Source organism: Taklimakanibacter lacteus (assembly GCA_003576695.1).
GTDB lineage: Bacteria > Pseudomonadota > Alphaproteobacteria > Rhizobiales > Aestuariivirgaceae > Taklimakanibacter > Taklimakanibacter lacteus.
Window position 1 is genome coordinate 21,771 of the sequence record QOZQ01000001.1, and the last position, 23,218, is coordinate 44,988.

19 protein-coding genes and 1 pseudogene are annotated in these 23,218 nt (G+C 64.6%); 6 read left to right on the forward strand and 14 right to left on the reverse strand.

The features are described 5' to 3' along the window. Nucleotides 1-5: 5 nt before the first annotated feature. The 6 genes from DT068_RS00090 (at nt 6) to DT068_RS00115 (ending at nt 10,223) form a co-directional block, all read left to right on the forward strand. Nucleotides 6-1,784: a glycerol-3-phosphate dehydrogenase/oxidase gene (locus tag DT068_RS00090; RefSeq protein WP_119387736.1), complete on the forward strand. Its 1,779-nt coding sequence runs from the start codon at nt 6-8 to the stop codon at nt 1,782-1,784. Further along, nucleotides 1,735-2,580, forward strand: a complete 846-nt coding sequence (locus tag DT068_RS00095) for a class I fructose-bisphosphate aldolase (protein WP_119388272.1) — start codon at nt 1,735-1,737, stop codon at nt 2,578-2,580. The genes DT068_RS00090 and DT068_RS00095 overlap by 50 nt, the downstream gene beginning before the upstream one ends. Beyond that, nucleotides 2,577-4,076, forward strand: a complete 1,500-nt coding sequence (locus tag DT068_RS00100; RefSeq protein WP_119387737.1) for an FGGY-family carbohydrate kinase — start codon at nt 2,577-2,579, stop codon at nt 4,074-4,076. The genes DT068_RS00095 and DT068_RS00100 overlap by 4 nt, the downstream gene beginning before the upstream one ends. Beyond that, nucleotides 4,061-5,677, forward strand: a complete 1,617-nt coding sequence (locus DT068_RS00105; RefSeq protein ID WP_438816404.1) for a GMC family oxidoreductase — start codon at nt 4,061-4,063, stop codon at nt 5,675-5,677. The genes DT068_RS00100 and DT068_RS00105 overlap by 16 nt, the downstream gene beginning before the upstream one ends. 227 nt (nt 5,678-5,904) lie before the next feature. Next, a complete protein-coding gene (locus DT068_RS00110; protein WP_119387739.1) occupies nt 5,905-8,994 on the forward strand; it encodes an autotransporter outer membrane beta-barrel domain-containing protein in 3,090 nt (1,029 codons plus the stop codon). 65 nt (nt 8,995-9,059) lie between these two features. Further along, complete coding sequence (locus DT068_RS00115) at nt 9,060-10,223, forward strand: M20 aminoacylase family protein (protein ID WP_119387740.1); 1,164 nt, start codon at nt 9,060-9,062, stop codon at nt 10,221-10,223. Between the two features lie 5 nt (nt 10,224-10,228). Here the strand turns inward: DT068_RS00115 and DT068_RS00120 are convergent, their stop codons facing one another. The 14 genes and pseudogenes from DT068_RS00120 to DT068_RS00180 form a co-directional block, all read right to left on the reverse strand. Further along, nucleotides 10,229-10,456, reverse strand: a complete 228-nt coding sequence (locus DT068_RS00120; protein ID WP_119387741.1) for a hypothetical protein — start codon at nt 10,454-10,456, stop codon at nt 10,229-10,231. After that, entirely contained in the window at nt 10,456-10,623 is a 168-nt protein-coding gene (locus tag DT068_RS27860; protein ID WP_162913915.1) for a hypothetical protein, read from the reverse strand. The genes DT068_RS00120 and DT068_RS27860 overlap by 1 nt, the downstream gene beginning before the upstream one ends. Before the next feature lie 8 nt (nt 10,624-10,631). After that, a complete protein-coding gene (locus DT068_RS00125; protein ID WP_368904347.1) occupies nt 10,632-10,823 on the reverse strand; it encodes a hypothetical protein in 192 nt (63 codons plus the stop codon). A 300-nt stretch (nt 10,824-11,123) separates the two neighbouring features. Next, nucleotides 11,124-13,139, reverse strand: a complete 2,016-nt coding sequence (locus tag DT068_RS00130; RefSeq protein WP_119387743.1) for a GYF domain-containing protein — start codon at nt 13,137-13,139, stop codon at nt 11,124-11,126. Between the two features lie 156 nt (nt 13,140-13,295). Beyond that, the gene (locus DT068_RS00135) at nt 13,296-14,183 is read right to left on the reverse strand and encodes an SMP-30/gluconolactonase/LRE family protein (RefSeq protein WP_162913916.1); all 888 of its coding nucleotides are present in this window, start codon (nt 14,181-14,183) and stop codon (nt 13,296-13,298) included. Nucleotides 14,184-14,232: 49 nt separating this feature from the next. Beyond that, complete coding sequence (locus tag DT068_RS00140) at nt 14,233-15,408, reverse strand: mandelate racemase/muconate lactonizing enzyme family protein (RefSeq protein WP_119387745.1); 1,176 nt, start codon at nt 15,406-15,408, stop codon at nt 14,233-14,235. Between the two features lie 129 nt (nt 15,409-15,537). Then, nucleotides 15,538-16,347 carry an IclR family transcriptional regulator gene (locus DT068_RS00145; protein WP_119387746.1) on the reverse strand — a complete coding sequence of 270 codons (810 nt, stop codon included), beginning with the start codon at nt 16,345-16,347 and terminating at the stop codon, nt 15,538-15,540. Between the two features lie 118 nt (nt 16,348-16,465). Continuing rightward, nucleotides 16,466-17,692, reverse strand: a complete 1,227-nt coding sequence (locus tag DT068_RS00150; RefSeq protein WP_162913917.1) for a lytic murein transglycosylase — start codon at nt 17,690-17,692, stop codon at nt 16,466-16,468. A gap of 271 nt (nt 17,693-17,963) precedes the next feature. Then, nucleotides 17,964-18,083: pseudogene (locus DT068_RS28250) on the reverse strand (diacylglycerol kinase family protein); the annotation flags it as partial. A gap of 46 nt (nt 18,084-18,129) precedes the next feature. Beyond that, a complete protein-coding gene (locus DT068_RS00160) occupies nt 18,130-19,125 on the reverse strand; it encodes an aldose epimerase family protein (RefSeq protein ID WP_162913918.1) in 996 nt (331 codons plus the stop codon). A 15-nt stretch (nt 19,126-19,140) separates the two neighbouring features. Beyond that, nucleotides 19,141-19,998, reverse strand: coding sequence for a carbohydrate ABC transporter permease (locus DT068_RS00165; protein WP_119387750.1), 858 nt, complete (start codon nt 19,996-19,998; stop codon nt 19,141-19,143). Nucleotides 19,999-20,000: 2 nt separating this feature from the next. Next, a complete protein-coding gene (locus tag DT068_RS00170; RefSeq protein WP_119387751.1) occupies nt 20,001-20,885 on the reverse strand; it encodes a carbohydrate ABC transporter permease in 885 nt (294 codons plus the stop codon). A gap of 88 nt (nt 20,886-20,973) precedes the next feature. Further along, the gene (locus DT068_RS00175) at nt 20,974-22,320 is read right to left on the reverse strand and encodes an ABC transporter substrate-binding protein (RefSeq protein ID WP_119387752.1); all 1,347 of its coding nucleotides are present in this window, start codon (nt 22,318-22,320) and stop codon (nt 20,974-20,976) included. 37 nt (nt 22,321-22,357) lie between these two features. Continuing rightward, nucleotides 22,358-23,134, reverse strand: a complete 777-nt coding sequence (locus tag DT068_RS00180; RefSeq protein WP_162913919.1) for an SDR family NAD(P)-dependent oxidoreductase — start codon at nt 23,132-23,134, stop codon at nt 22,358-22,360. Nucleotides 23,135-23,218: the final 84 nt, after the last annotated feature.

A 23,218-nucleotide genomic window follows, 5' to 3' on the forward strand; every position in this document is an offset into this window, starting at 1 on the left:
TCCCCATGACCCAGGAACGCCTTCGCAGGCTGGAGAAGCTGCGCCGCAAGCAGCGCCCCGACGTCCTCGTCGTGGGCGGCGGCATCAACGGCATCAGCGTCTTCCGCGAGCTGGCATTGCAGGGCGTGGATGTCGTGCTGGTCGATCGCGGCGACTTCATGAGCGGCGCCAGCTCGGCGCCGTCGCGCATGATCCATGGCGGCTTGCGCTATATGGAGAATGGCGAGTTCGGGCTGGTCCGCGAGTCGCTGCGCGAGCGCGATGCGCTGCTTGTCAATGCGCCGCATTACGTCAAGCCGCTGCCGACGCTCATTCCCATCGCCGACCGGTTCTCCGGCATCGCCTCCGCTGCCCGCCGCTTCTTCGGCGGCAAGGCGCGGCCCGGTCCGCGTGGCTCGCTCATCATCAGGCTCGGGCTGACGCTCTATGACCTCTATGCCGGCTCGGGGCGCGCCATGGCACAGCATCGCTTCCTCGGCCGACGCGAGCTTCGAGCGCGCTGGCCGGCGCTCAGATCCGATGCCATCTGCGGCGCCCTCTATCATGACGCGCGCATCACCTATCCGGAGCGGCTCGGCATCGAGCTCATTCTCGATGCGGAAGAGGCAGCACCCGGCGTGCTCGCTCTCAACCATGTCGGCCTGGCGGCAGGGGCTGGGGGCGAAGTCATCCTGAAGGACAGCCTGACAGGCGCGCAATTCACTCTCGCACCCAGGATCATCGTCAATGCCACGGGCGCCTGGATCGACATGACCAATAATATGCTCGCCGCGCGGCCCTCCCGGCTGATCGGTGGCACCAAGGGCTCGCATCTGGTCATCGCCAATGAGGCGCTCTATCGCGCATTGGGCGACACGATGGTCTACTATGCCAATCGCGACGGCCGTGTCTGCATCGTCTTCCGTCATCTGGGGCGAGTGCTCGCGGGCTCGACCGATATCCGCATCGACACGCCTGACAATGTGCGCTGCGAGGCGGCGGAGAGCGCCTATATTCTCGATTCGCTGCGCGAGATTTTTCCAGCGATCGCGATTGACGAAACCGACATCGTTTATCGCTTCGCGGGCGTCAGGCCGCTGCCGGCCAGCGCCACGGAAGTGAATGCCGAGATATCGCGCGATCATCGCTGCGAATGGCTGTCCGCCAATGCCGGAGCGAGCTTTCCCGTCCTCAATCTCATCGGCGGCAAATGGACGACCTTCCGCGCCTTTGGCGCCGAAGCCGCCGATGCCGTGCTGGCGCGGCTGGGCGTGCCGCGCCGCTGCACGAGCGAGACGCTCGCCATTGGCGGCGGCAAAGGCTTTCCCGCAGATGAAAGCCGCAAGGCCGGTTGGATCGCGGCGATGGCCGCAGAGAGCGGCCTGAGCCTGAAACGGGTTGACCGTCTCCTCGAGCGCTACGGGACACGCGCCGCGGCGTTGTGCACCCGGCGAGCATCCGGTGACAGACTGGCAATGCTGCCCGATTACAGCCGGGGTGAGATCGAATGGCTGATTGCGCAGGAGCAGGTGGCGACGCTTGCCGATCTTGTCCTGCGCCGCATGGCCGTGGCGATGACCGGCGAGCTTTCGCTTGCGGCACTGGAGGAGATCGCCGCCATAATGGCTGCGGCGCTTGCCTGGGACAACCCGCGAATCGCCGCCGAGAAGGCCTCGTTGTTGTCGCGCCTGGCCCAGGATCACGGTGTTACGGCGGAGATGCTCCGCCGGCGCAATGTCAAGGAAGGACTATCCGATGTACGACAGCAAGAAAGTGCGCATGAACCGGCTGTTTCGAGCCGGTAAATGCCTGGATGTGGCGATCGATCACGGCGTTTGCAACGAGCCGACCTTCCTGGACGGGCTTGAGGACATGGCGCGTGTGGTCGGGATGCTGGCGGCCGCCGGCCCCGACGCGATTCAGATGAATTTCGGCCAGGCCGACCTCCTGCGGGAGATTCCCGGCAAGGCCAAGCCGGCGCTGGTTCTGCGCGTCGATATGGGCAATCCCTATAACCGGCTGCGTCATCGCGAGATGTGGGCCGTGCTGCAGAATACGCAGGACCCTGTCCTGCCGGCGGTGCAGCTCGACGCCGCCTGCGTGGTCGTCAACCTGTTCATGCTGCCGGACGAGCCCGGCCTGTTCCGCCAATGTGTCGAGAACATTGCGCGGATACGCCGGGATTGCGAGACATATGCGATGCCGCTGATGATCGAGCCCCTGGTGATGCAGGCGAACAGCGAGCGCGGCGGCTATCTGGTGGACGGCGATGCCGACAAGATCGTGACGCTGGTGCGGCTTGCCCGCGAGATGGGGGCTGATATCATCAAGGCCGATCCGACCAGCGATCCGCGGGACTTCCACCGTGTCATCGAAGCGGCGCGCTGTCCGGTGCTGGTGCGTGGCGGCGGCAAGGCCGATTTGCGCCAGGTCTTCGCCAATTCCCACGAGCTCATGAAGCAGGGGGCACATGGCATGGTATATGGCCGCAACATCTATCAGCATGACGCGCCGGCGCGCGTCGTCCGGGCGCTTATGGCGATGATCCATGACGGCGCCAGCGATGCCGCGGCATGGCATCTCTATGAGACCGGTGCATGAAGGACCTGCTGCTCGGCATCGATGCGGGCAATACTGTGGTCAAGGCGGTCCTGTTCGATCGCCACGGCCATGTCCAGGCCAAGGCGGCGCGCGATGGGCGGTCGGAGCAGCCGCGGCCGGGCCATGTCGAGCGCGACATCACCGAGCTGTGGCGCCACACGGTCGATGTCGTCGCGCAATGCCTCGCCGATGCGCGGGCGCAAGGGAATGATATTGCCGCGATCGGCCTTTCCGGCCATGGCAACGGCCTCTATCTGCTCGACCGGATGAACCGGCCGCTGCTCGGCATTCAATCCCTCGACACCCGCGCCGCCGATCTGGCCGAGGAACTTCTTGCCAGTGGCGCGGGGCTGAAAGCCCATGCGCTCTGCCTGCAAAAACCATGGCCGGCACAGACCGCAACCTTGCTCGCCTGGGTGAAACGCAATCGTCCGGACATCTACCGGAATGCCGGAACCGCTTTCCTGTGCAAGGACGTCCTGGCCTTCATGCTGACGGGACAGCGCGGAACGGATTTCTCCGATATGAGCGGCTGCGGCCTGATGCGCCTGCCGGCGCGGCGCTATGATGCGGCGCTGCTGGCGGCCTATGGGCTCGAAGATGCCGCTGCCCTGCTGCCGCAACCCGTCGCCTCCGATGAGATCGCGGGCAAGGTCAGCGGCGCAGCGGCGCGCGCCAGCGGGTTGGTGGAAGGCACGCCGGTCGCCGCCGGCTTCTTCGATATCATTGCAAGCGCCCTCGGCGCCGGCGCCAGCATGCCCGGACAGGCGGCGATCGTGGCCGGAAGCTGGGGGATCAACCAGATCATTCTCGAGCAGCCGTTGATCGACGAGCGGATTTTTCACGCCGCGACCTGGCGGCCCGACCGTTATGTCGCGGTCGAATCGAGCGCGACATCGGCGGTCAATCTCGAATGGTTCGCCCGCGAGATCATGGGGAGCCATGACGCCGAGGCCTTCACGCGCTGCAACGAGATGGTGTCGTCGGTCATGGCCCAGCGCGACCTGCCGCTGTTCCATCCCTTCCTGTACGGGTCGGCGACGACGCCCGATGCGCGCGGCGCCTTTCTCGGTCTGACCGGATGGCACGGCAAGGCTCACATGCTGCATGCGCTTTATGAAGGCGTCGTCTTCGAGCACCGCCGGCATATCGACCGCCTACGCGCGGCAGGCGGCCGGTTCGACCAGGCGACGCTGTCCGGCGGCGGGGCGCGCAGCGACGTCTGGTGCCAGATGTTCGCCGATGGCATCGGCGTTCCGGTCACGGTGGCCGAATGCGAGGAGACGGGAGCGCTCGGTGCGGCGATCTCGGCCGGCGTGGCGGGTGGGCTGTTTGAAAGCCTGGAGGCAGGTGTGACGGCCATGGTGCGTCCAAGAAAGCTTTATGTTCCGCGCATCGAGGCTGGCGGGCTCGCCGCGGCGCGCTATAAGCTCTATCTCGATCTGGCAGAAATGCTGCCGCAGCGCTGGAAGGCCTATCGATCGGAGATCATGTGAGAGAGCGCCGGCATCTTGGGACTTTCGACTATGTGGTCGTCGGCGCGGGCTCGGCCGGCTGCGTGCTGGCCAACCGGCTGAGCGCCAAGGCGTCCAACCGCGTGCTCCTCCTCGAGGCCGGCGGATCGGACAACTACCACTGGATCCATATCCCGATCGGCTATCTCTATTGCATGGGCAATCCGCGCACCGACTGGGGCTACAGCACCGTCGCCGAGGCCGGGCTCAATGGCCGCGCGCTGGCCTATCCGCGCGGCAAGGTCATGGGCGGCTGCTCGTCGATCAACGGCATGATCTATATGCGCGGGCAGGCGGCCGACTACGATCACTGGCAGCAGCTGGGCAATCCGGGCTGGGGCTGGGACGAGGTGCTGCCGCTGTTCCGCAAGTCGGAACGCCATCACAGCCTCGATGGGCCGTTCCACGGGCAGGATGGCGAGCTCCTGGTCGAGCGGCAGAGACTGTCCTGGCCGATCCTCGATGCGGTGCGCGAGGCCGCCGAGGAGCTGGGCGTGCCGCGGATCGACGACTTCAATGGCGGCGACAATTTCGGCTCGTCCTATTTCGAGGTGAACCAGAAAGCGGGCCTGCGCTTCAACTCGGTGCGCGCCTTTCTCAAGCCGGTGCGCCATCGCCGCAACCTCACCATCCTCAGCCATGCCGAGGCGAGGCGCATCATCCTCGACGGCAAGCGCGCCACGGGGCTCGAGCTCACGGTGAAGAATGAGCCGACGGAGCTTGCGGTCTCAGGCGAGCTCATCCTGGCGGCGGGCGCCATCGGCACGCCGCAGCTGCTGCAGTTGTCGGGCATAGGCCCCGCACCGCTCCTGAGGCAGCATGGCATCGAGGTCCGGCATGAGCTGCCGGGCGTGGGGGAAAACCTGCAGGATCATCTGCAGATCCGCACCGCGTTCAGGATCCAGGGCGCCGCCACGCTCAATGAGCGGCAGGCGAAACTCTCCGGCAAGGCGCTGATCGCGCTCGAATATGCGTTCAGGCGAACGGGGCCGATGGCGATGGCGCCGAGCCAGCTCGGCATCTTCATGCGCTCGGACGAACGCTTCGCCACGCCCAATATCGAGTTCCATGTCCAGCCTCTGTCGCTCGAGCGCTTCGGCGAGCCGTTGCACAGCTTCCCGGCGATCACGGTGTCGGTGTGCAATCTCAGGCCCGAATCGCGCGGGCATGTGCGTATCGCCTCCGCCGATCCTTCGGCGCATCCTGTGATCGCGCCCAACTACCTCTCGACCGAAGGCGACCGCGAGGTGGCGGCGGCCTCGATCACCATCGCGCGGCGGCTGATGCAGACCGAGCGGCTCAGGCGCTACCGGCCGGAAGAGTTCAAGCCTGGTGCCGATATCACGACGCAAGAGGCGCTGGCGCGGGCGGCGGGCGATATCGCCACCACCATCTTCCATCCCGTCGGCACCGCCAGGATGGGCACCGACCGGCAGAGCGTGGTCGATCCCAGCCTCAAGGTGCATGGCATCGGCGCCTTGCGGATCGCCGATGCCTCGATCATGCCGACGATCGTCTCCGGCAACACCCATGCGCCGGTGGTGATGATCGCCGAGAAGGCGGCGCAGCTGATCGGTGGATGACGGCCGCAACAAGCGCGCTGCGCGGGTCACCGGCAGCGCGCTCCGCATCCTGCCGTTGTCTCCGGCCCGACCTGCGCGGGCAGACTGCATTCAATTCTCACCATCTCTCGGCTGTATCGGCGATCACCCTGATGCTGTAATTTTACAACAGTTGGGATTGTGCGCCGCCGCAGGTGTGATATGATTTCTGCCGATTCATTCTTCGGTTCACGGCAAGGGGGCGGCACGTGGTACGGATTGATCGGCGTTGGGGCTATTTCAGTTCGACGGCTCTGTTTGCGCTTGCCATTGCGTCAGGTTTCGGCCTGACAACGGAAAGCGCCGAGGCGGCCTGCACCACCAATCTCGCCGTCTTTCCGGCGCAGCCACTGCCCAGCGGCCAATCTTACGTCACGTTATCAAGCACCGGCGTGGTCGTTCCCGACGGCACGGTGATCCACAGCAATCACACCGACGCGTCGACGGGCGGCGATGGCATCCATATCGTTCCCGCACCTGGTGGAGCCGGACCCTATGCGGCGAACAACGGCAATGGCTGCATCGAAACGGTGGGCACGGTCAGTATCACAGTCGATGGCCTCAATGACGACCGCGACGGCATAAGGGTCATCGCGGCCGAACCCGGTGCCGACCCTGCTCTGGCGGGTTCGGCGGAAGTCTATGCCTCTGCCGGCACGACCATCGTCACCAACAACCTCATGGGCGACGGCATCATCGCGCGCTCGAGCATCGGCGGCGATTTCCTGGCCAATGGCAGTGGCAACGGCAACACGATCGTCCACTCCCAGGCGACCATCACCACTCATGGCATCGCATCCGCCGGCATCACCACCCGCAATGCCGGCTTGCTGAGCGAGATCATCAGTGGCGGCAATATCACCACCGATGCGACCGGTGAGCTCGCGCTCGGCTTCGGCGTGCCTGTGGGGACCTATAGCGTCGGCATATCGCTGACCAATCTGAGCGGGGACGTCAATGCCGTGGCCCGCCTCACCGTCAACAACAACTCTACTGTGCAGACGCAGGGCACGCTGTCGCCGGCCGCCTCGGTCAGCGCTTTCGGCGCCGCCCGCATCGAAGTGGATTCGAGCCTCGCCAGCCTGATCACCACCGGCGATGATTCGCCCGGCCTTGTCGCCAACAGCACGCTCGGCAATGTCACGGCGACGGCCGGCAGGGTGAGCGCCACGGGCCAGTTCAGCTCCGGCGTCGTCGCGATCGCCTCCGGCGCCAATGCCGGGTCCGTCGATCTTGTGATCGCTCAAGGCGCAATCATCACCGGCGGCTGGCAGGTTGCCGCGACCGGCGTGAGCGCCAAGACCGGTGTCGCCGCAGCCGGCGTCATCATTGGTGGTGGCGTGCTTGCGCCGTCGAGCCTGACGAACAATGGCGCAATCGGCGCCCTGTCGGACCGTGCCATTGCCGCGGCAGAGCGGTTCACCCGCGTCCCCAATCCGGTCCAGCCCTTTCCGGGCACGACTTATTCCGAAGCGGGCGGCGGCCTGTCCATAGAGAACAACAATCTCGTGACCGGCTTTGTCGAGCTCGGAACGGGCGAGGTCGCCTTCACGAATACCGCCACCTTCGATACACGTCATTTCGCCGATACGGACGGCGATGGTGTGCGCGACACCGAACGCGTCGCGATATCCGACTTCGGCGGCAATGCCGCCACCAGCTTCGGCAATGACGGGATCTTGCGGCTCCTCACCGTCACCGATCCCGGCAGCATCGATTCGACCGATCAATATACGCCGACGGGCGTGAGCGCCGGCGCCTATGACATCGGGCTTTCCGGGGTCGAGCAGGCGCAGCTCCTCAACCTGCCGCTGTTCATCAATTCGGGCGTCATCACCTTGCAGGATGGCGAGACCGGCGGCACGGGGCCGGTCGCCGGCGACGTGCTGGTCATTTCCGGCGGAGACGATGCGGGCAGCGATGGCGGCGGCGTGTTCCGGACAGGCGGCGCTCTCCGGCTCGACACGGTGCTCAATGAAGGCGGGGCTGCCAATTCCATATCCGATGTGCTGGTCGTCGACAGCACCGAGCTCGGCGCCGGGCCGACGCTGCTGTCGATCGCCAATGCCGGCGGCGCCGGCGGTTCGACCGATCTCAACAACAACGGCGTCGCTGACGAAGGCGAGGGCATTCTCGTCGTCGAAGTCCTCAATAGCGGGGCCTCGGTCGATGATGCTTTCGCGCTTGCAGGACCAGTGCGGGCCGGCGCCTGGACCTATGATCTGTTCTGGGGCGCAACCGGGGGCGACTGGTATCTGGTCAATTTCTTCACCCCCACGCTCTGGCATCCCATGCTGCCGTCTCCCCTCGGCATGCCAAGGGCTCAGGCGTCGCATTGCGATTCAGGCGGTGGCTTCCCGAACGATCGCAACGACACAGAAGCGTACCGTAATGGCTGCGGGTGCCCGAGCGATGCCGAAAGGCGCGGCGAACCCTGCCGCGACAATTTCATGTGGACGCGCGTCGAAGGCGGCCATGCCCGGCGCGCCGCCGATGATGGCGATGACGGCTACAAGCTCAATCACTGGCTGATCCAGGCCGGCTATGAGGGCATGGGCTTCGAAGATGGTGACAGCCGCCTGAGCTTCGGCCCGTTCGCCCATATCCAGAGCGGCGATCTCACCAGCATCGATGCGCTGCGCCATGCCGATGGCGCCAAGGTCGACTTCTTCGGCTATGGCGGCGGCCTTGCCGCCGACTGGGACGACGAAGACGGCTATTATGTCGATGCGATGCTGCAGGTGACCCTTTATGACCTCGACGTCGAGGACGCGGATGGTGCGGACGAGGGGGCTGAAGGCGACACCGATGGCTGGTCCTATGGTGCGTCCATCGAGGCCGGCAAATCATTGCGGACATCGGAGCGGTTCCAGATCACCCCACATGCCGGCCTGATCTGGAATGTCGTCGATATCGACGACTATCGGGGCTCGGACGGCGCCGATCGCGAGTTCGACCCGGTCGAAAGCACGCTGGGCTATGCCGGCCTGCGCGGCGACTATACGAGCCCGATCGCCGATTCCTATTTCGATGCCTGGCTGCTCTCGGGCACGGTGAAGATCGAGCATGAATTCGACGGCGACTCGACGGTCGCCTCCGTCGATCCGGTCTCGGGGGCCTCGGCCAGCGGCGAGCTCGACGGCGAGGATACGCGCCTCGGCTTTATCGGGCGCGTCTCCATCCTGCAATCCGATGCGGGGTCGGCGCATTCGCTCGGCCTCCTCGGCGGCTATACGACTTCGCTCGAGCGCGACAGCGATGCCTATAAGGGCAGCCTGGAATTCAAGGTGTCCTGGTAGATCGCCGGCGGGAAGGGGGCTAGACTACAACCTTCCCGTTTTGCTTCCCACCACAGGACGATCTCATGCCCCTTCTCAATGCCGCATCCCGCATGCAGCCCGAAATCGCCGCCTGGCGGCAGGCCCTGCATATGCGGCCTGAGCTTCTGTTCGACGTCCATGAAACGGCGAAATTCGTCGCCGGCAAGCTTAAGGAATTCGGCTGCGACGAGGTCGCGACCGGCATCGGCCGCACCGGCATTGTCGGCCTCATCCGCGGCCGGCATGGCGAAGGCCCGGTCATCGGCATGCGCGCCGACATGGATGCGCTGCCGATCGTCGAGGCGACCGGCCTCGCCTATGCGTCGCAGATTCCGGGCCGCATGCATGCCTGCGGCCATGACGGCCATACCGCGATGCTGCTCGGCGCCGCGCGCCACCTCGCCGAGACCCGCAATTTCAAAGGTGCGGTCGCCGTCATCTTCCAGCCGGCCGAAGAGGGCGGAGGCGGCGGCCTCGAAATGGTGGCCGACGGGATGATGGAGCGTTTTGCCATCAGCCAGGTCTTCGGCCTCCATAACGAGCCCGGCCTGCCGGTCGGCCGGTTCGCGATCCGCACCGGCGCCTTCCTTGCCGCCTATGACGAGATCACCATCGCCATCAAGGGGCGCGGCGGCCATGCCGCCATGCCGCATCAGACGATCGATCCCATCTTCATCGGCGCCCAGATCATCTCGGCGCTGCAAGGCATCGTCGCGCGCAATACCGATCCCATCGAGTCGCTGGTGGTCTCGATCACCAAGTTCCATGCCGGCGACGCGATGAATGTGATCCCGCCCGCGGCCGAGCTTGGCGGCACGGTGCGCACGCTGTCCAGGGAATTGCGCGAGAGTGCGGAGATCCGCATCCGCGAGACGGTGGAGAATGTCGCCCGCGCGCTGGGCGGCGAGGCGAGCCTCTCCTATGTCCGCAAATATCCGGTGACCGTGAATACCGAGAAGGAGACCGGCCTCGCCATCGCCGCGGCGCGCGAGGTCATGGGCGCCCATTGCATCGAGACCGATGCCAAGCCGATCATGGGAGCGGAGGATTTCGCCTTCATGCTGGAAAAACGGCCCGGCACGATGATCTTTCTCGGCAATGGCGACACGGCCTATGTGCATAATCCCGAATATGACTTCAATGACGAAGCCATTCCGGTCGGTGTCAGCTATTGGGTGAGGCTCGCCGAGACGGTGCTCAAGCCCTGACCGGCCTACTGGCCTGGGGAGCGATTGATAGTCTTGATCGGGCCGCGCCTGGCGCCCGACTTCTCGGCGATGCGGCGGTCCTGCTCCTCGAGCAATGATCTGACGTTGCTGTCGCCATCAAGTCCGCCGATCTCCGATGCCGGTATCTTGCGATGCGAGCTGCGCGTGCCGTCCTCGTAGACGATATCGAACAGCACAAAGCCGGTCTCGACGCGTTGCCGTTTCTTGCCCATTATTTCTGCTCCGTGCCGGGGGTTTGATCGGAAGCCTTGTCCTCGCCATGGCCTGCCTTACGCTCGCGGCTCTTCTCTTCCCGGCGGGCCTGCTTCTCCTGCGCCTTCTGGTTCTTGGCGCGTTCCCGGTCCCTGCGATTCTGGTTGTAGTTGGGGGGATAGGCCATCGGTGCCGTCACCCTTTCGCTTTACGCTTGGCGGGCGATGACTTCACCGGAGGATCCTGCATCAGCGCTTCCTGCGCCAGACGAAGCTCTCTCAGGCGGTTCGTCTTCAGGCGGCGCTGCTGCGCTTCCGCATCGATGATGCGCATCGCCGCCATGTGAGTGGCTTCGGCCCTCGATTCGCCTGCGCTTTGCTTCGCCATCTGCCTGCTCCTTGCGATGCGGATCATTTTTCCGGTATCCGTCGGCAGGACAGCCGGTACATCCGCGGTCTGCTCTGCCGACAGGGGCGACCATGCCCGTGCAGCTCAAACGCCAATTGCGTGATTGACTTATGCGAGCGCGCTGCCGCGCCCGCCTAGGCCTTGCCTCAGGGGTAATTTCGCCCGACAAGGCTAGCGGGCGGAAACTCGACGAACCCCTATATGGTGCCGGAACGGAATTTTACAAGGCCGGAGCCTGTTGCCGTCGCGTTTCAGCGCTTCTGCATGGCTCGGACGGGTTCAGAGCGTCGTGGCTTGCTGCGCCATGTAGCGCAGCAAGGCAGTGCGATCGGGCGCGTTCATGACGAACAGCGACCTGAACAGCAGGATCGTGCCCTGGCAGTTGCGGGCCGGATCGAGCTTGAACTGGATGGCCTGCTGGAAGTCGGCCTGGGTGAAGCCCTTCGTCTGCGCGGCCGCGACCACCTGGGCCAGCGGGCCCATCACCTCGCTCTGCTCGATCGGCCTGCCGGCATAGCTGCCGGCCGACCGGATCAAGTCTGCCGTCGCCTGGAACTCACGCTCCTGCAGCGCGAGCGGAAGCAGAGCGGCATCGAAACCGCCGGTGTCGCCTTTCAGGAAGGCCTCGCAGCTCCTGGCGTCGACCCTGGCGAAGGCCTCCGCCTCGTCGGTCGCCATCTGGTAGAAGGCGAGCAAAGCGGGCTCCGCGGCCGAGGAGATGCTGTCATTCACGATCGGCGCGATGGCCGCGGAAACGCGCCGGCGCATCCGAGCCGGCGACTCGTTCTTGAGGATGCGGTCACGGACGATGGCCAGAAGCTCGGCATGGGCTTTCGGATGCTTGTCCCTGATCACCTGGTAGAGCGCGGTCCTGTCCACCGCAGCCTCGGCGTCCCGGATCTCCCGGACCGGGATGCCGCCTTTCGCCACCTCGGCGTCGGTCGCATAGGATGTGGCCAGGCGGGCCTCGAACAATTCGGCATGGCTCGGGCGGAATGCGGCTTCTTGCGTCGCCGCGAGGCCCTTGTCGACGAACTGGGCGGTGATGCCGCGGCTCTCCAGGAACGCCTTCGTCTTCGCCGCCGCGGCGGCGAGATCGGCCGGCGTGGCGTCGGCGATGGCGGGCCTGTGCAGAGCGAGGAACGCGCCGCGGGAGAGCCAGCGCGTCCTGCCGGCGGCGAAGACCGTCACGCAGGCGCCTGTGCAGGTGGCCGGAACGTAGGTGTTCAGCCCACGGCCGAGGACGATGGCCTTGAGCTTGTCGGCCTCGTTGAGGTCGCCGCCCGTGCTGTCGAGCGCCAGGGTCGCGAGGCGTGGATGGTCCATCAGGCTGCGCGCCACGGCTTCCGACAATCCGCTTTCCATCGGGCCGCTGAGCGCCAGCTCCGTATCGTCGCGGCGCAGCTGCAGCGCATAGAGCGTCTGGCGTGACCCCGACATCGCGTCGGCGAAGTCGCGGATCTGGGGAACTCCGAGGCGCGCGAAGATGGAGAGCACCGCGAGGCAGCCAAGGACGATCGAAAGCTTGGCGGCGCTGCCCCAATGGCGCGCGGGGTGAGTGCGCGCATGGTGATCGGCGGAGCGGAATATGCCGACGCTCAGCCATAGCATGGCGGCAAGCAGCGTCAGCCACAGGCCGGTCACTGCCGCGCCGATCAGGCGCGGATGATCGGTCAGCGTCAGCCGCATCAGCAGCAGATAGGGCAGGATGAACAAGGCCGCGATCGACAGGCCGCCGGCCCAATAGCTCCGGGGAAGCGAGAGCGCTCCCTGCCAGTGGCGGTGAAGATAATTTCCGCTTGCCTGCGGATCGGCCGCTGCGGCCTGCGGCGTGCCGTCCTTGCCGGTAAGATCGACGGAGCTGATCTGCGCCCATTCCGCGAAGCCGGCGCGCCAGACCCAGTCCGACGCCTTCAGCGATCCATCGGCAAGCGCCGCGGTGACAGCATCGGCGGGCACCGGGCCACTCTGCTTGCCGGCCGAATGCAGGAACCAATGCGCCTCCAGGCCTTCCGTGCCGCTGTCGCGCTTCAGCATCAGGACCGTGTCGATCAGGAAAACAAGGAGCGCCGGCAGCGCAAGATCGACGAACGCCGTCCTCCATTGCGGGTCGATGCCCCGTGCCTGAGCAAAGGCCGAAATGACGGCGACAATGACATAGGTGAAGAGATGAGCCGCGAAGAGCCGCAACAGACTCTTCTCCCGCCAGGCCTGCAGAAACCAGACCGGCAATCGAGAAATCAACGCAATACCGAGAAGCGCCCCGGCAAAATGAACCACCGCCGTTGTTGTCATGGTCCTACCTAAGCAACGCCTGATGAAGCTAAATCCAAGCGGTTTGCGAGGCAAGCGCGAAGCGCTGCAGAACCACGGGAGAGTTAATGGAATAGATGCAATTTTAGCGACTTTTTCGCAGGAGCGCCGAGCGCGCGCTGAAGAAGCAATCCGGCTTCAACGCGCAGCACTCAGAGCGAGGACGGGCTCCGGCAGGCCGGCACGATCGACCGGCCGCATGAACATGCATCCGCCCGTGTCCTTCTCCCGGGTCTGTGCCGTCGTGCCATTCCTCCAGCCGGTCGTGACGAAGAGGGTCTTCAGATCGGCGCCGCCGAAGCACAGGCTGGTCACATTGGGCTCGGGCGCCGGCAAGGACAGTTTCACCTCGCCCGCCGGATCGATGCGTACGATCCTGCCGGCACCGTAGAGCGCGCACCACAGATCGCCGCCGCTGTCGACCGCAAGCCCGTCGGGCAGTCCGCCATCGGCCGGGAATTGCGCGAAGGTCCGGCGCCGCGAGAGGTTGCCGCCGGCATCAAGGTCATAGGCGAGAATGCGCCGCCCGACACTGTCGCTGAAATAGAGAGTGCGGTTGTCGGGCGAGAAAGCCGGACCATTGCAGACGACGAAGCCATCATCGGCCATGGTCAGGACGCCGCCGGCCGAGACGCGGTAGAAGGCCGCAAGCGGTTCGGTCTCGCTCATCTCATAGGTGCCGAGCCAATAGCGCCCGGCGCGGTCGATCTTGCCGTCATTATAGGCGACCTTGTCCGGGCCGGGGCTCGCATCGGCGAACAACACGGTTTCGCGCGTGGCCGGGTCGAAGAGATGGAGGCTGCGGTCGACGGCCAGGAGAAGACGGCCATCGTCGACGAAGACGAGCGATCCGATCATCTTGCCGACGCCGATCTGCCAGGTCGTCAGCGCGCCCTGCTTGAGCCGATGGATCAGGGGACCGTAGAAATCGATCCAATAGAGCGCCTCTTCCTGCGCATGCCACAGGATGCTCTCTCCCAGCCGGTCATGGGTCGGTGAGCCGATCTGCCAGTCGGTCATTGTCATGCCGTCGCCTCCATCAATCCTGCCGTCGGTGCCCGAAGCGAGGCACCGGTCAAGGCCTAGATGTGCGGTAGAGCAATTTGCCCTTGGCCGAGATCTCGACATCGACGAGATATTTAGCCATGCCGGCCTCGCTCACCGTGATGCCGAGGCCGGGAGCCTGTGGCAGCGTCACCTCGCCATTGGCATCGGGAAGGATGTGGTTCGCGGTCATGTCCCAGGCCACCGATTTGGGCGTGAAGGGATATTCGCAGATCACATGGTCCTTGAGGCCGGCATAGGGCTGCAGCGACGCCGACAGCGCCAGATGCGAGGTGAAGGTGTGATTGACATAGGTCACGCCATGCCGAGCCGCATAGTCGGCGACGCGCTTGGCCGGCGCTATGCCGCCGATGCGGCCGCAATCGATCTGGATATAGGAGACCTTGCCATAGTCGATGAGCTGGCGCGCCATGTGGAAATTATGCGAGGCCTCGCCGCCGGCGATGCGCACGCTGCCGCCCTGCCGGCCCAGCGCCGCATAGGCTTCATAGGCGCCGCCGAGAAACGGCTCTTCCAGCCAGACGGCGCCCGCTTCGGCCAGCATGGGCAGGCGCGCCGCGGCGGCGTCGACATTCTCGATGAAGATCTGGCCGGCATCGATGAGCAAGGTGCCCTCCTTGCCGAGCCCCTCGCGCGCCGCCTGCAAATGATCGCGATCATCGGCGAGCGATCCGCGCCCGAACGGACCCCAGCCGCATTTGACGGCGCGAAAGCCCTTGTCGCGCGCCGCCCTGCAGCCGGCCCGCGTCTCCTCCGGCGTATCGCCGAAAAGCTGCGAGGCATAGGGCAATTTGGGATAAGCCTGCTTGTAGCCGAGGAGCTGGTAGACGGGCGTGTCGAACCTGCGCCCGAGAAGGTCCCACAGCGCCATCTCGATGCCGGAGAAAGTATGGGCCGCCTGCAGAAGGTCCATGCATTCGAGCTCCACCCTGGCGGCGAGGCGGGCGATATCGGCCGGGCCTTCGAGGGTCTCGCCGAGAACGACAGCGCTGACCGGCTTGCAGGCGCCATGCGACATGGGCGTCACGAAGGCGGCGATCGACACCAAGGGCGAGGCCTCGCACTCGCCCCAGCCGACAAGACCGCCGGCCGCGACGCGCACCACCAGCGCGTCCTGGCTGCCGTCGCCGGCATCGGTGACCTCGGGCATGGACAGATAGAAGAAATCGACGGCTTCGATTTTCATGATGTCCGCAATATCGGAATGTTGTTCAGGAATGGAGACGCCACAATAGGGCTCCCGGACCTGCCGTCAATAGCGCCAGCGCGAAATCTCCCTCCACCGCGCTTCGCGCGGCGGAGGGAGAATCGAGGATCAGCCGAGGCGGCGCGACAGCTTCTCGGCCGCCGCCATCACGGCTTCGATGAGCCGGTCGCGGTTGGGCCTGGCGAGGCGCTGCTCGGGCGCCACGATGCTCAAGGCGGCGATGCAGCGTCCCCGGGCATCGATCACAGGGGCTGCGACGCAGCCGGCATGCTCGTTGGTTTCGTTGAGCTCGGTCGCATAGCCTTGGCGGCGGAATTTGCGGATCTGGGCGATGAGCTTCCTGACGTCGAGCATGGCGCGCCCGGTCGGCGACTGGCGGATGGTGGCGGAGAGCAGCGCCGCCAGCGCCTTGTCGTCCATGTCCGAGACCAATAGCCGCCCGGCGGCGGCCCAGTTGACCGGCACGCGCGAACCGATATGGCTGATGATGCGCAAGGGGCGGATGCCTTCCTCCTTGAACAGCACCATCATGAGATCGTTCTCGAGCACCGAGAGCTGCACGGTCTCGCCGGTGGCGTCGCGCAACTCCTCGGCGATGCGGCTGCCGTCGCGCAGGAGATCGACATGGCTCCTATAGGCCATGCCGAGCTCGAACAGGCGGCGGCCGAGAAACAGGCCGGAACCCTTGCCGGCGGGTTCCAGATAGTCGCCGTCCGACAAGGTGCGGACCAGCTCATAGGCGGTCGATTTGGGGATCGCCAGCTCGGCGATGATCTGCGCCACGGTCACCGGTTGATTGTGCTTCAGCATCAGCTCCAGGATATCGAGGGCCCGTCTGACACTGCGCGAGCCGGTGGCCTCGTCCTCGGCGTCGACCTCGCGCAAGGGCTTCAAGCCACGCTTATCCGAAGGAGCCATCCTGATTCCCGGTCACTGGTGATGGGGCCACCCGCATGGATGTGCCGGCGCCCGGTCCGTCATGTTTGAAATACTGTACGGGGTTCCGTATTTCCGGACAAGCGTCTTGCGAGCGACTTTACGTCTTCTGCCCGGAGGCGAGCGAGCTCACGCTGCGCAGGCGCTGCAGCAGAGCGGGCGAGGGATGGCCGTCGGGCAGGAGGCCTTCCTTCTTCTGGAATTTGATGATGGCGAGCCGCATGTTCTGGCTCATATGGCCACTGGCCTTGCCGACCTTGAAGCCCTGGGCGACGATGAGCGAGGTCAGCTCCTGGCGTTCGGCGCGCGACAACGGCTTCATGTCGGCCGGCCAGGCGGCGACGAATTCGGTGGCGCCGGTGATGCGGTCGCCGAGATGAGCGACGGCGAGCGCGTAGGAATCGGCATTGTTGTAGCGCTTGATCACGTCGAAATTCTTGAGCACCAGGAAGACCGGCCCTTCACCGCCCGAAGGCAGATAGAAGCGCGCCGTCTCGCCGGGTTGCGGAAACGGCTTGCCGTCGATGCGGGCAATGCCCATCTTCGCCCAATCGCCGAGCGTCACGCCGTCCTTCTTCCAGGCCTTGCCGAAATCGAACCCGGCCGGGATCTTGACCTCATAGCCCCAGTCCGAACCGCGCTGCCAGCCTTTCCGCTTGAGGTAATTGGCGGTCGAGGCGAGAGAGTCCGGCACCGAATTCCAGATGTCCTTCTTGCCGTCGCCATCATAGTCGACCGCATAGGCCTTGTAGCTCGACGGCATGAACTGGGTCTGGCCCATGGCGCCCGCCCAGGATCCCACCATCTTTGATTTTTCAATATGGCCGTCGCGCAGGATTTCGAGCGCCGCCAGCAGCTCTTCGCGGAAATAGTCGGTGCGGTAGCCGCCTTCCGACAAGGTCGCGAGCGAATGCGGCACATTGTAGTCGCCCATCGTCCTGCCGAAATTGGACTCGATGCCCCAGATGGCGACCAGCGTCCGCGCCGGCACGCCATATTTCTTCTCGATGTCGGCGATGGTGTCTTTCCATTCGCCGAGCTTGTCGCGGCCGGTCGCGATCCGCGTCGCGCTCACCCGCAGCTTGATGTAATCCTCGACGCTCGACAGGACCTCGGGCTGGTTGCGCGCTTTGTCGAGAACATCGGAGCCCGATCCGAAGACGCCGAGCGCCAGGTCGAAAAGCTCACGCGGGATGTTGCGCGATTTTGCATCCGTCCAGAGCTTGGAGGCGAAGGTCGTCTGTCCGCTCATATATAATGTGCCGGCGGCGAAAAGCGGCAGCAGGACGGCTGCGAGAAGCGCCTCGACTTTCCACCGTTTCAGCATGAGCCAGATCCTCTCCACTCTCCCTCCTCTAATTAGCGGTGAATATGATTAAAATAAGGATACCGGCGCAGACCTGCAATGAAGGTTAATCATTCCTTGGCGTCTCAGACTAAGCTTATGTTTTGGATCAATTTTCTGGTCAGCAATCATACGCGCTGACACAATCGTGAATTCCCCGGCGATCCTGCGGGGCGCGTGCGACTCATTGCGTGCGGCAAACATCTTAACAGCCTTGCAGTCGATGCGGAATGCCGCCGGTGTTTCGCTGACGATCTCGCGGGACACCGATGGTGCGGGCGAAATCATTCGCCGTGCCCATGGGCAGCATGCCGAAGGGCAGGCGGGTCTCGACGAGCGCTGCGGCTGCGCTGTTCAGCGTGCCGTCGCCGCCGTGGCGACGATCAGATGTCCCGCCACGCAAATTGCCGTGATGGTCTTCAGCGGATCCTGGCGCGTCCGGCGGGATCAAGGCTGTGCACCGGGCCGTCGGGCCGGAAGACATGGAGCAGCAACGTGGCGTCAAGCTCATCGCCCTTGGCGAGGCGCAGCAGCGTGCCGCCTGATGCCTTCGCCTTCTCCATGCCCGCGGCCGGCCAGGTCGTATTGGGCTCGATGCCGATGAGCCGGGTGCGGCTGTTCCACGGCGGATCGGGATTGCCTTCAAGCTCGCACCACAGCCAGGCGCAGGGAAAGCGATGCTTGTCCCAGGACAAAGCGACACCGATCGCATCGTCGTGGCGCCGCACGGCGATCCAGGCGCGATCGAAATCATGCAGGTAAACGAGGCTTGCGAGCGGACCCGAAGGCCGGCTGAGGTCGACCGTCCCGTCCTTGCCGGCGATCATCGGCCAGGTGCCGTTGGCGCCAGGGCGCAACGGATTGGCCGGAGGGTCATAGGTCGCATCGACCGTCACATGACGCGCGCCGGTCGTGATCTCGATGGGACCGGCCAGAAGGTCCGATCCCAATGTCGGATGATGACCCCACATGACCTCGATCGGATCGTCGCCCCGCATGTGTAGATGCTCGCGCACGACCAGCATGTCGCCGTCGAGCGCGATCTCGCGGCGCATCTCGACCGGCACCGTGGCGAAGCGCCGGGTCAGGATGAGCGTGGCGGCGGTGAGGGACGATTCCCAAAGCGAGATCGACGCCTCGCCATGGAAGCCATGAAACACGCCATCGACCTGGCAGGCATCGCCGCCATTGGGAAAGAGCAGGGGCCAGCCACCCGTATAGCGGGTGAGCCATTCGGGCTCGTCACGTGCCGCACCGCTGTCGATCGGCGCGTCGATGACCGGCCAGGGCACATTGCCCAGCACCGAAAGCCCGCTGTCGCGGTGGATGATGGAGGTGATGGTGCCGCCGACGCGCGGATTGACGGTCACGCGCAAGTTTCGGCTGGACAAGGTAAGCGCCGACGAAAGGCTCATGGCCGGTGGTTCCGATCACTTGATGGCCCCTGCCATCAGGCCGCGAATGAAATGCTTCTGGAAGGCAATGTAAAGAATGAACATCGGCGCGCTGGCGATCACCATGCCGGCCATGGTGAGCGGCACCTGGTTGTTATAGCGGCCCTGGAAGACGCTGATGCCCGCCATCAAGGTGCGCTTCGCGTCTTCCTGGAGGAAGATGATGGCGATGAGAAGGTCGTTCCAGACATAGAGGGAATTCACCACCACCAAGGTGAGGAGGGCGGGCAGCGACAGCGGCAGGACGATCTGCCACAGGATCAGGAAATCGCCGGCGCCGTCGATGCGCGCCGCCTCGAACAGTTCATTGGGCACGGTGCGGAAGAAGGTGGTGAGCAGATAGACCGAAAAGGGCGTGATCAGGCCGGCATAGATGATGATGGCGCCCTGATAGGTGCTGATCAGATCGAGCTGGGTATAGAGCACGAAGAGGGGCACGATCATCACGATGGGCGGCACCGCCATCAGCGAGGTCGAGAGCGCCAGCAGCGTGTCGCGGCCGCGGAATTCCATGCGTGCTATGGCATAGGCGGCGAGGCAGGACACCACGATGCTGACGAGCACCGAGCCGGCCACGAGGATGAAGCTGTTCAGCATCCACAGAGCGAAGGGGCTGTCGATGAGCACGGCACGGAAATTCTCCAATACCGGCGCATCCGGCAGGCCCAGCTTGTCGACGGCATATTCCGCATCGCTCTTGAGCGCGGTGGCGATCATGTAAAGCGTCGGCACCAAAGCGATGAAGGAAGCGACGATGAGCACGCCCTGCTTGACGGCATCGCCGGCGGTGAAGGCGAACCGGCGCCTGTGAGTGGAGTGTGCGGCCGGGACCATTTCTAAGCCTCCTCTTCGCGGGCGCGGCGGCGGGCGCGGAACATCGGGAAGATGAGCAGGACTGACACCAGGAACAGCAGCACCGAGGCGGCCGAGGCGATGCCCGGCAGGCTGGTGCGGATCAAGGCGTTGAAGATGTAGAACTCGACCACCATGGTGGCGGTGCCGGGACCGCCGCGGCCGCCGCCCATGACATAGACATAGGCGAAGACCGAGGCCAGCATGGTGATGACGCTCACCACCACATAGAATTCGATGACGCCACGCATCTGCGGCAGGATGATGTGCCATACACGCTGCCACCAATTGGCGCCGTCGAGCCTGCCCGCCTCGAGCACCGCTTCATCGAGGCTGAGGAGGCGGGCGAGGAACAGGATGATGCCGAGCGCCGATTCGCGCCAGACGATGAGGATCATCACCGTCCACAGCGCCACATCGGAAGAGCCGATCCAGTCGAGAGCCAGGAAATCGAGGCTCGCCCAGCGCAGCACCTCGTTCACCGGCCCCGAGAACTGGAACATGCGTTTCATCACCACGGCAATGATCGGAATGGCGAGCACGAAGGGGACGAAGACGATGACGCGATAAAGCCGCCAGCCGGCGATGCGCTCGAACAGCAGGATGGAAATGAGCAGCGAGATGACCACCATGGCGGGGATCGCCAGCAGCAGCTGGATATTGTGCAGCACCGATTCCCAGAACAGCGACTGGGAAAGGATCAGCTCATAGTTGCGCAGGCCGATCCACGGTCCATCGACGCCGCGCACCAGCTTGAAGCTGAACTCGAAGATGCGCAGCAGCGGATAGCCGAAGACGAAGGCCAGCAATGCGACCAGCGGCAGCACATAGAGATAGGGCTTTAGCCTGATGCTCAGAGAGTTGGTCATGCGGATATATCAGTAATTTCCCCCTCGCCCGTGCACAGCACGGGAGAAGGGGAATTTTGTGGGAGCGGATTTTCACCGTCACGAATGCTCACATCGGCGCGGAAAGATCGACCGCCCATTTGCGATAGTTCTCGACCATGTCCGGGTTGAAGTCGCGCCATTCCTTGGCCGTGTTGGCGGCAAGCTCACCCGCCTGCTCGCCGGTCATCGAGCCCTGGACGATCTGCTGGCCGGTCGGGATGGCGGCGCGCTCATAGAACTGGCCGGGCACCAGATTGGTCACATTGGAGATGTTGGGCTTGAGGCCCCAATTCTCCCACAGGCCGCGCACCGAAGGATCGGCGATGACGCTGGCATCGAAGGTGGTGTTGGAGGGCAGCCAGCCGGTCGCATCCCAGAAGGCCTTCAGCCTTTCGGGCGAATTCAGATATTCGAGGAAGGCGGCCGCGGCCGCAGGATCCTCGGCATTGCTCGAAATGCCCAGGCCCTGGACGTCGACCACCGGAACGCCGGCGAGCTTGCCCTTGCCGAAGAGCGGCATGGTCATGTAGCCGATCTTGCCGCCGGTCGCCTTGCTGTCGGCGGGAAGCCTAGTGCCGATCGACTGGCCGATGGCAAGCTTGCCGGCGGCGACGAGATCGATGCCCGGATAAAGTTCCAACGAGGACATGTCCTTGTTCAGATAGCCGCGGGTTTTGAGCTCCTCGAGCTTCTTCCAATGCTCATGATATTTGGGATCGCGGAAATCCTTGTCGCCGATGAAGAGCTCGACGGCCTCGCCGAAGCTGTCGAGATTCTGCGGCAGCGAATGGGTGATGTACCATTCGCTCCAATAGCCGTCCTGGATGCCGCCGCCCAAAGGCTCGATGCCGGCGGATTTGAGCTTCTCGCAGGCGGCGAGGAGCTCGTCCCAGGTCTTGGGCGGGGCTTCCGGATCGAGGCCCGCCTTCTCGAACAAGGTCTTGTTGTAGCACCAGAACATCGGCAGCGGATACCAGCCGACGCGGTAGATATTGCCGCCGAAGCGGCTGAGCGCGGTCGGGTTCGAGGCGGCGAGGATATCGTCCTTCACCAGGCCCTTGAGGCCCTTGAGATAGCCCAGCCACACGCTTTCCATGTGATAGACGCCGTTCCACAGATACTGGATGTCGGGCGCCTTGCCGGCGGCGGCGGCGGTCTGGAACTGCGAGATCACCACGGCGGTGTCCTGCAGCATCGACTTCACCGCCGCATCCTTGTAGGCGGCGATCGAGCCGTCGACGAATTTCTGCAGGCCGGGGAGCTCCTGCTCGCCCCACCACCACATATCGAGGGTCTTCTCCTGTGCCCGGGCGAAGGGCGGCAGGACGCCGCCCAACGCGGCGGCGGTGCCGAAGACGGCCGATGTCCTGACGAAATCGCGCCGCGAGATATTGGGTATCCTGCTCTTGCTCATGACGATGCCTTCCCTGTTTCCTTGTCATATGCGTTGATCAGAACGTGCTCATCAGGCCGCCATCGACCACCAGCAACTGGCCGGTCATGTAGCGGCAATAATCGGAGGCGAGGAAGATCACGGTCCCTGACACATCTTCGGGCAGGCCCGACCGTCCGAGCGGGATCTTGCGCCTGGTGACATACCATTCAATGAAATCCGGCGTCGTCGTCTCATCGACGCCGTTGACGATCGACATCGGCGTCACCATGAAGCCCGGCGCCACCGCATTGACGAGGATGTTGTAGCGCCCGAGCTCGACCGCCATCGACTGGGTATAGGCGATGATGCCGCCCTTGGCGGCGTTGTAAGGTCCGCAATCGCCGCTCGCGGCGAAGCCCTGGATCGAGGCGATGTGGATGATGCGGCCGTCCTGCTGCCTCACCATATGGGGCGCCACCAGCTTGCTGCCCATATAGACGGCCTCGAGATTGATGGTAATGGTGCGGCGCCAGTCCTCCAGCGTGTCGTTCAGGATGGTGCGGGTCGGCGGGTTGATGGCGGCGTTGTTGACCAGCACATCGATGTGCCCGCACTTCGCCATGACATCGGCGACCACCGCGCCATAGCGGTCATAGTCGGTGACGTCGAGCTCATAAGCGAGCGCCGTGCCGCCCCGGGTTTCGATCTCGGCGGCAACGCTCGCCAGCGTTGCGGCATTGCGCTCGAGAAGGACGACGGCAGCGCCCTCGGCCGCCATCTCCAGCGCCACGGAACGTCCAAGTCCCTGGCCTGCGCCGCTGACGAGGCATGTCTTTTCGTCGAGCAAGCCCATGACGCATCCCTTGTCGGCGCTATGCGGCTGGGGCGTGGCCCGATTTTCCGCAATGTCGGACTTCAATCTTATATGTCGGAACGC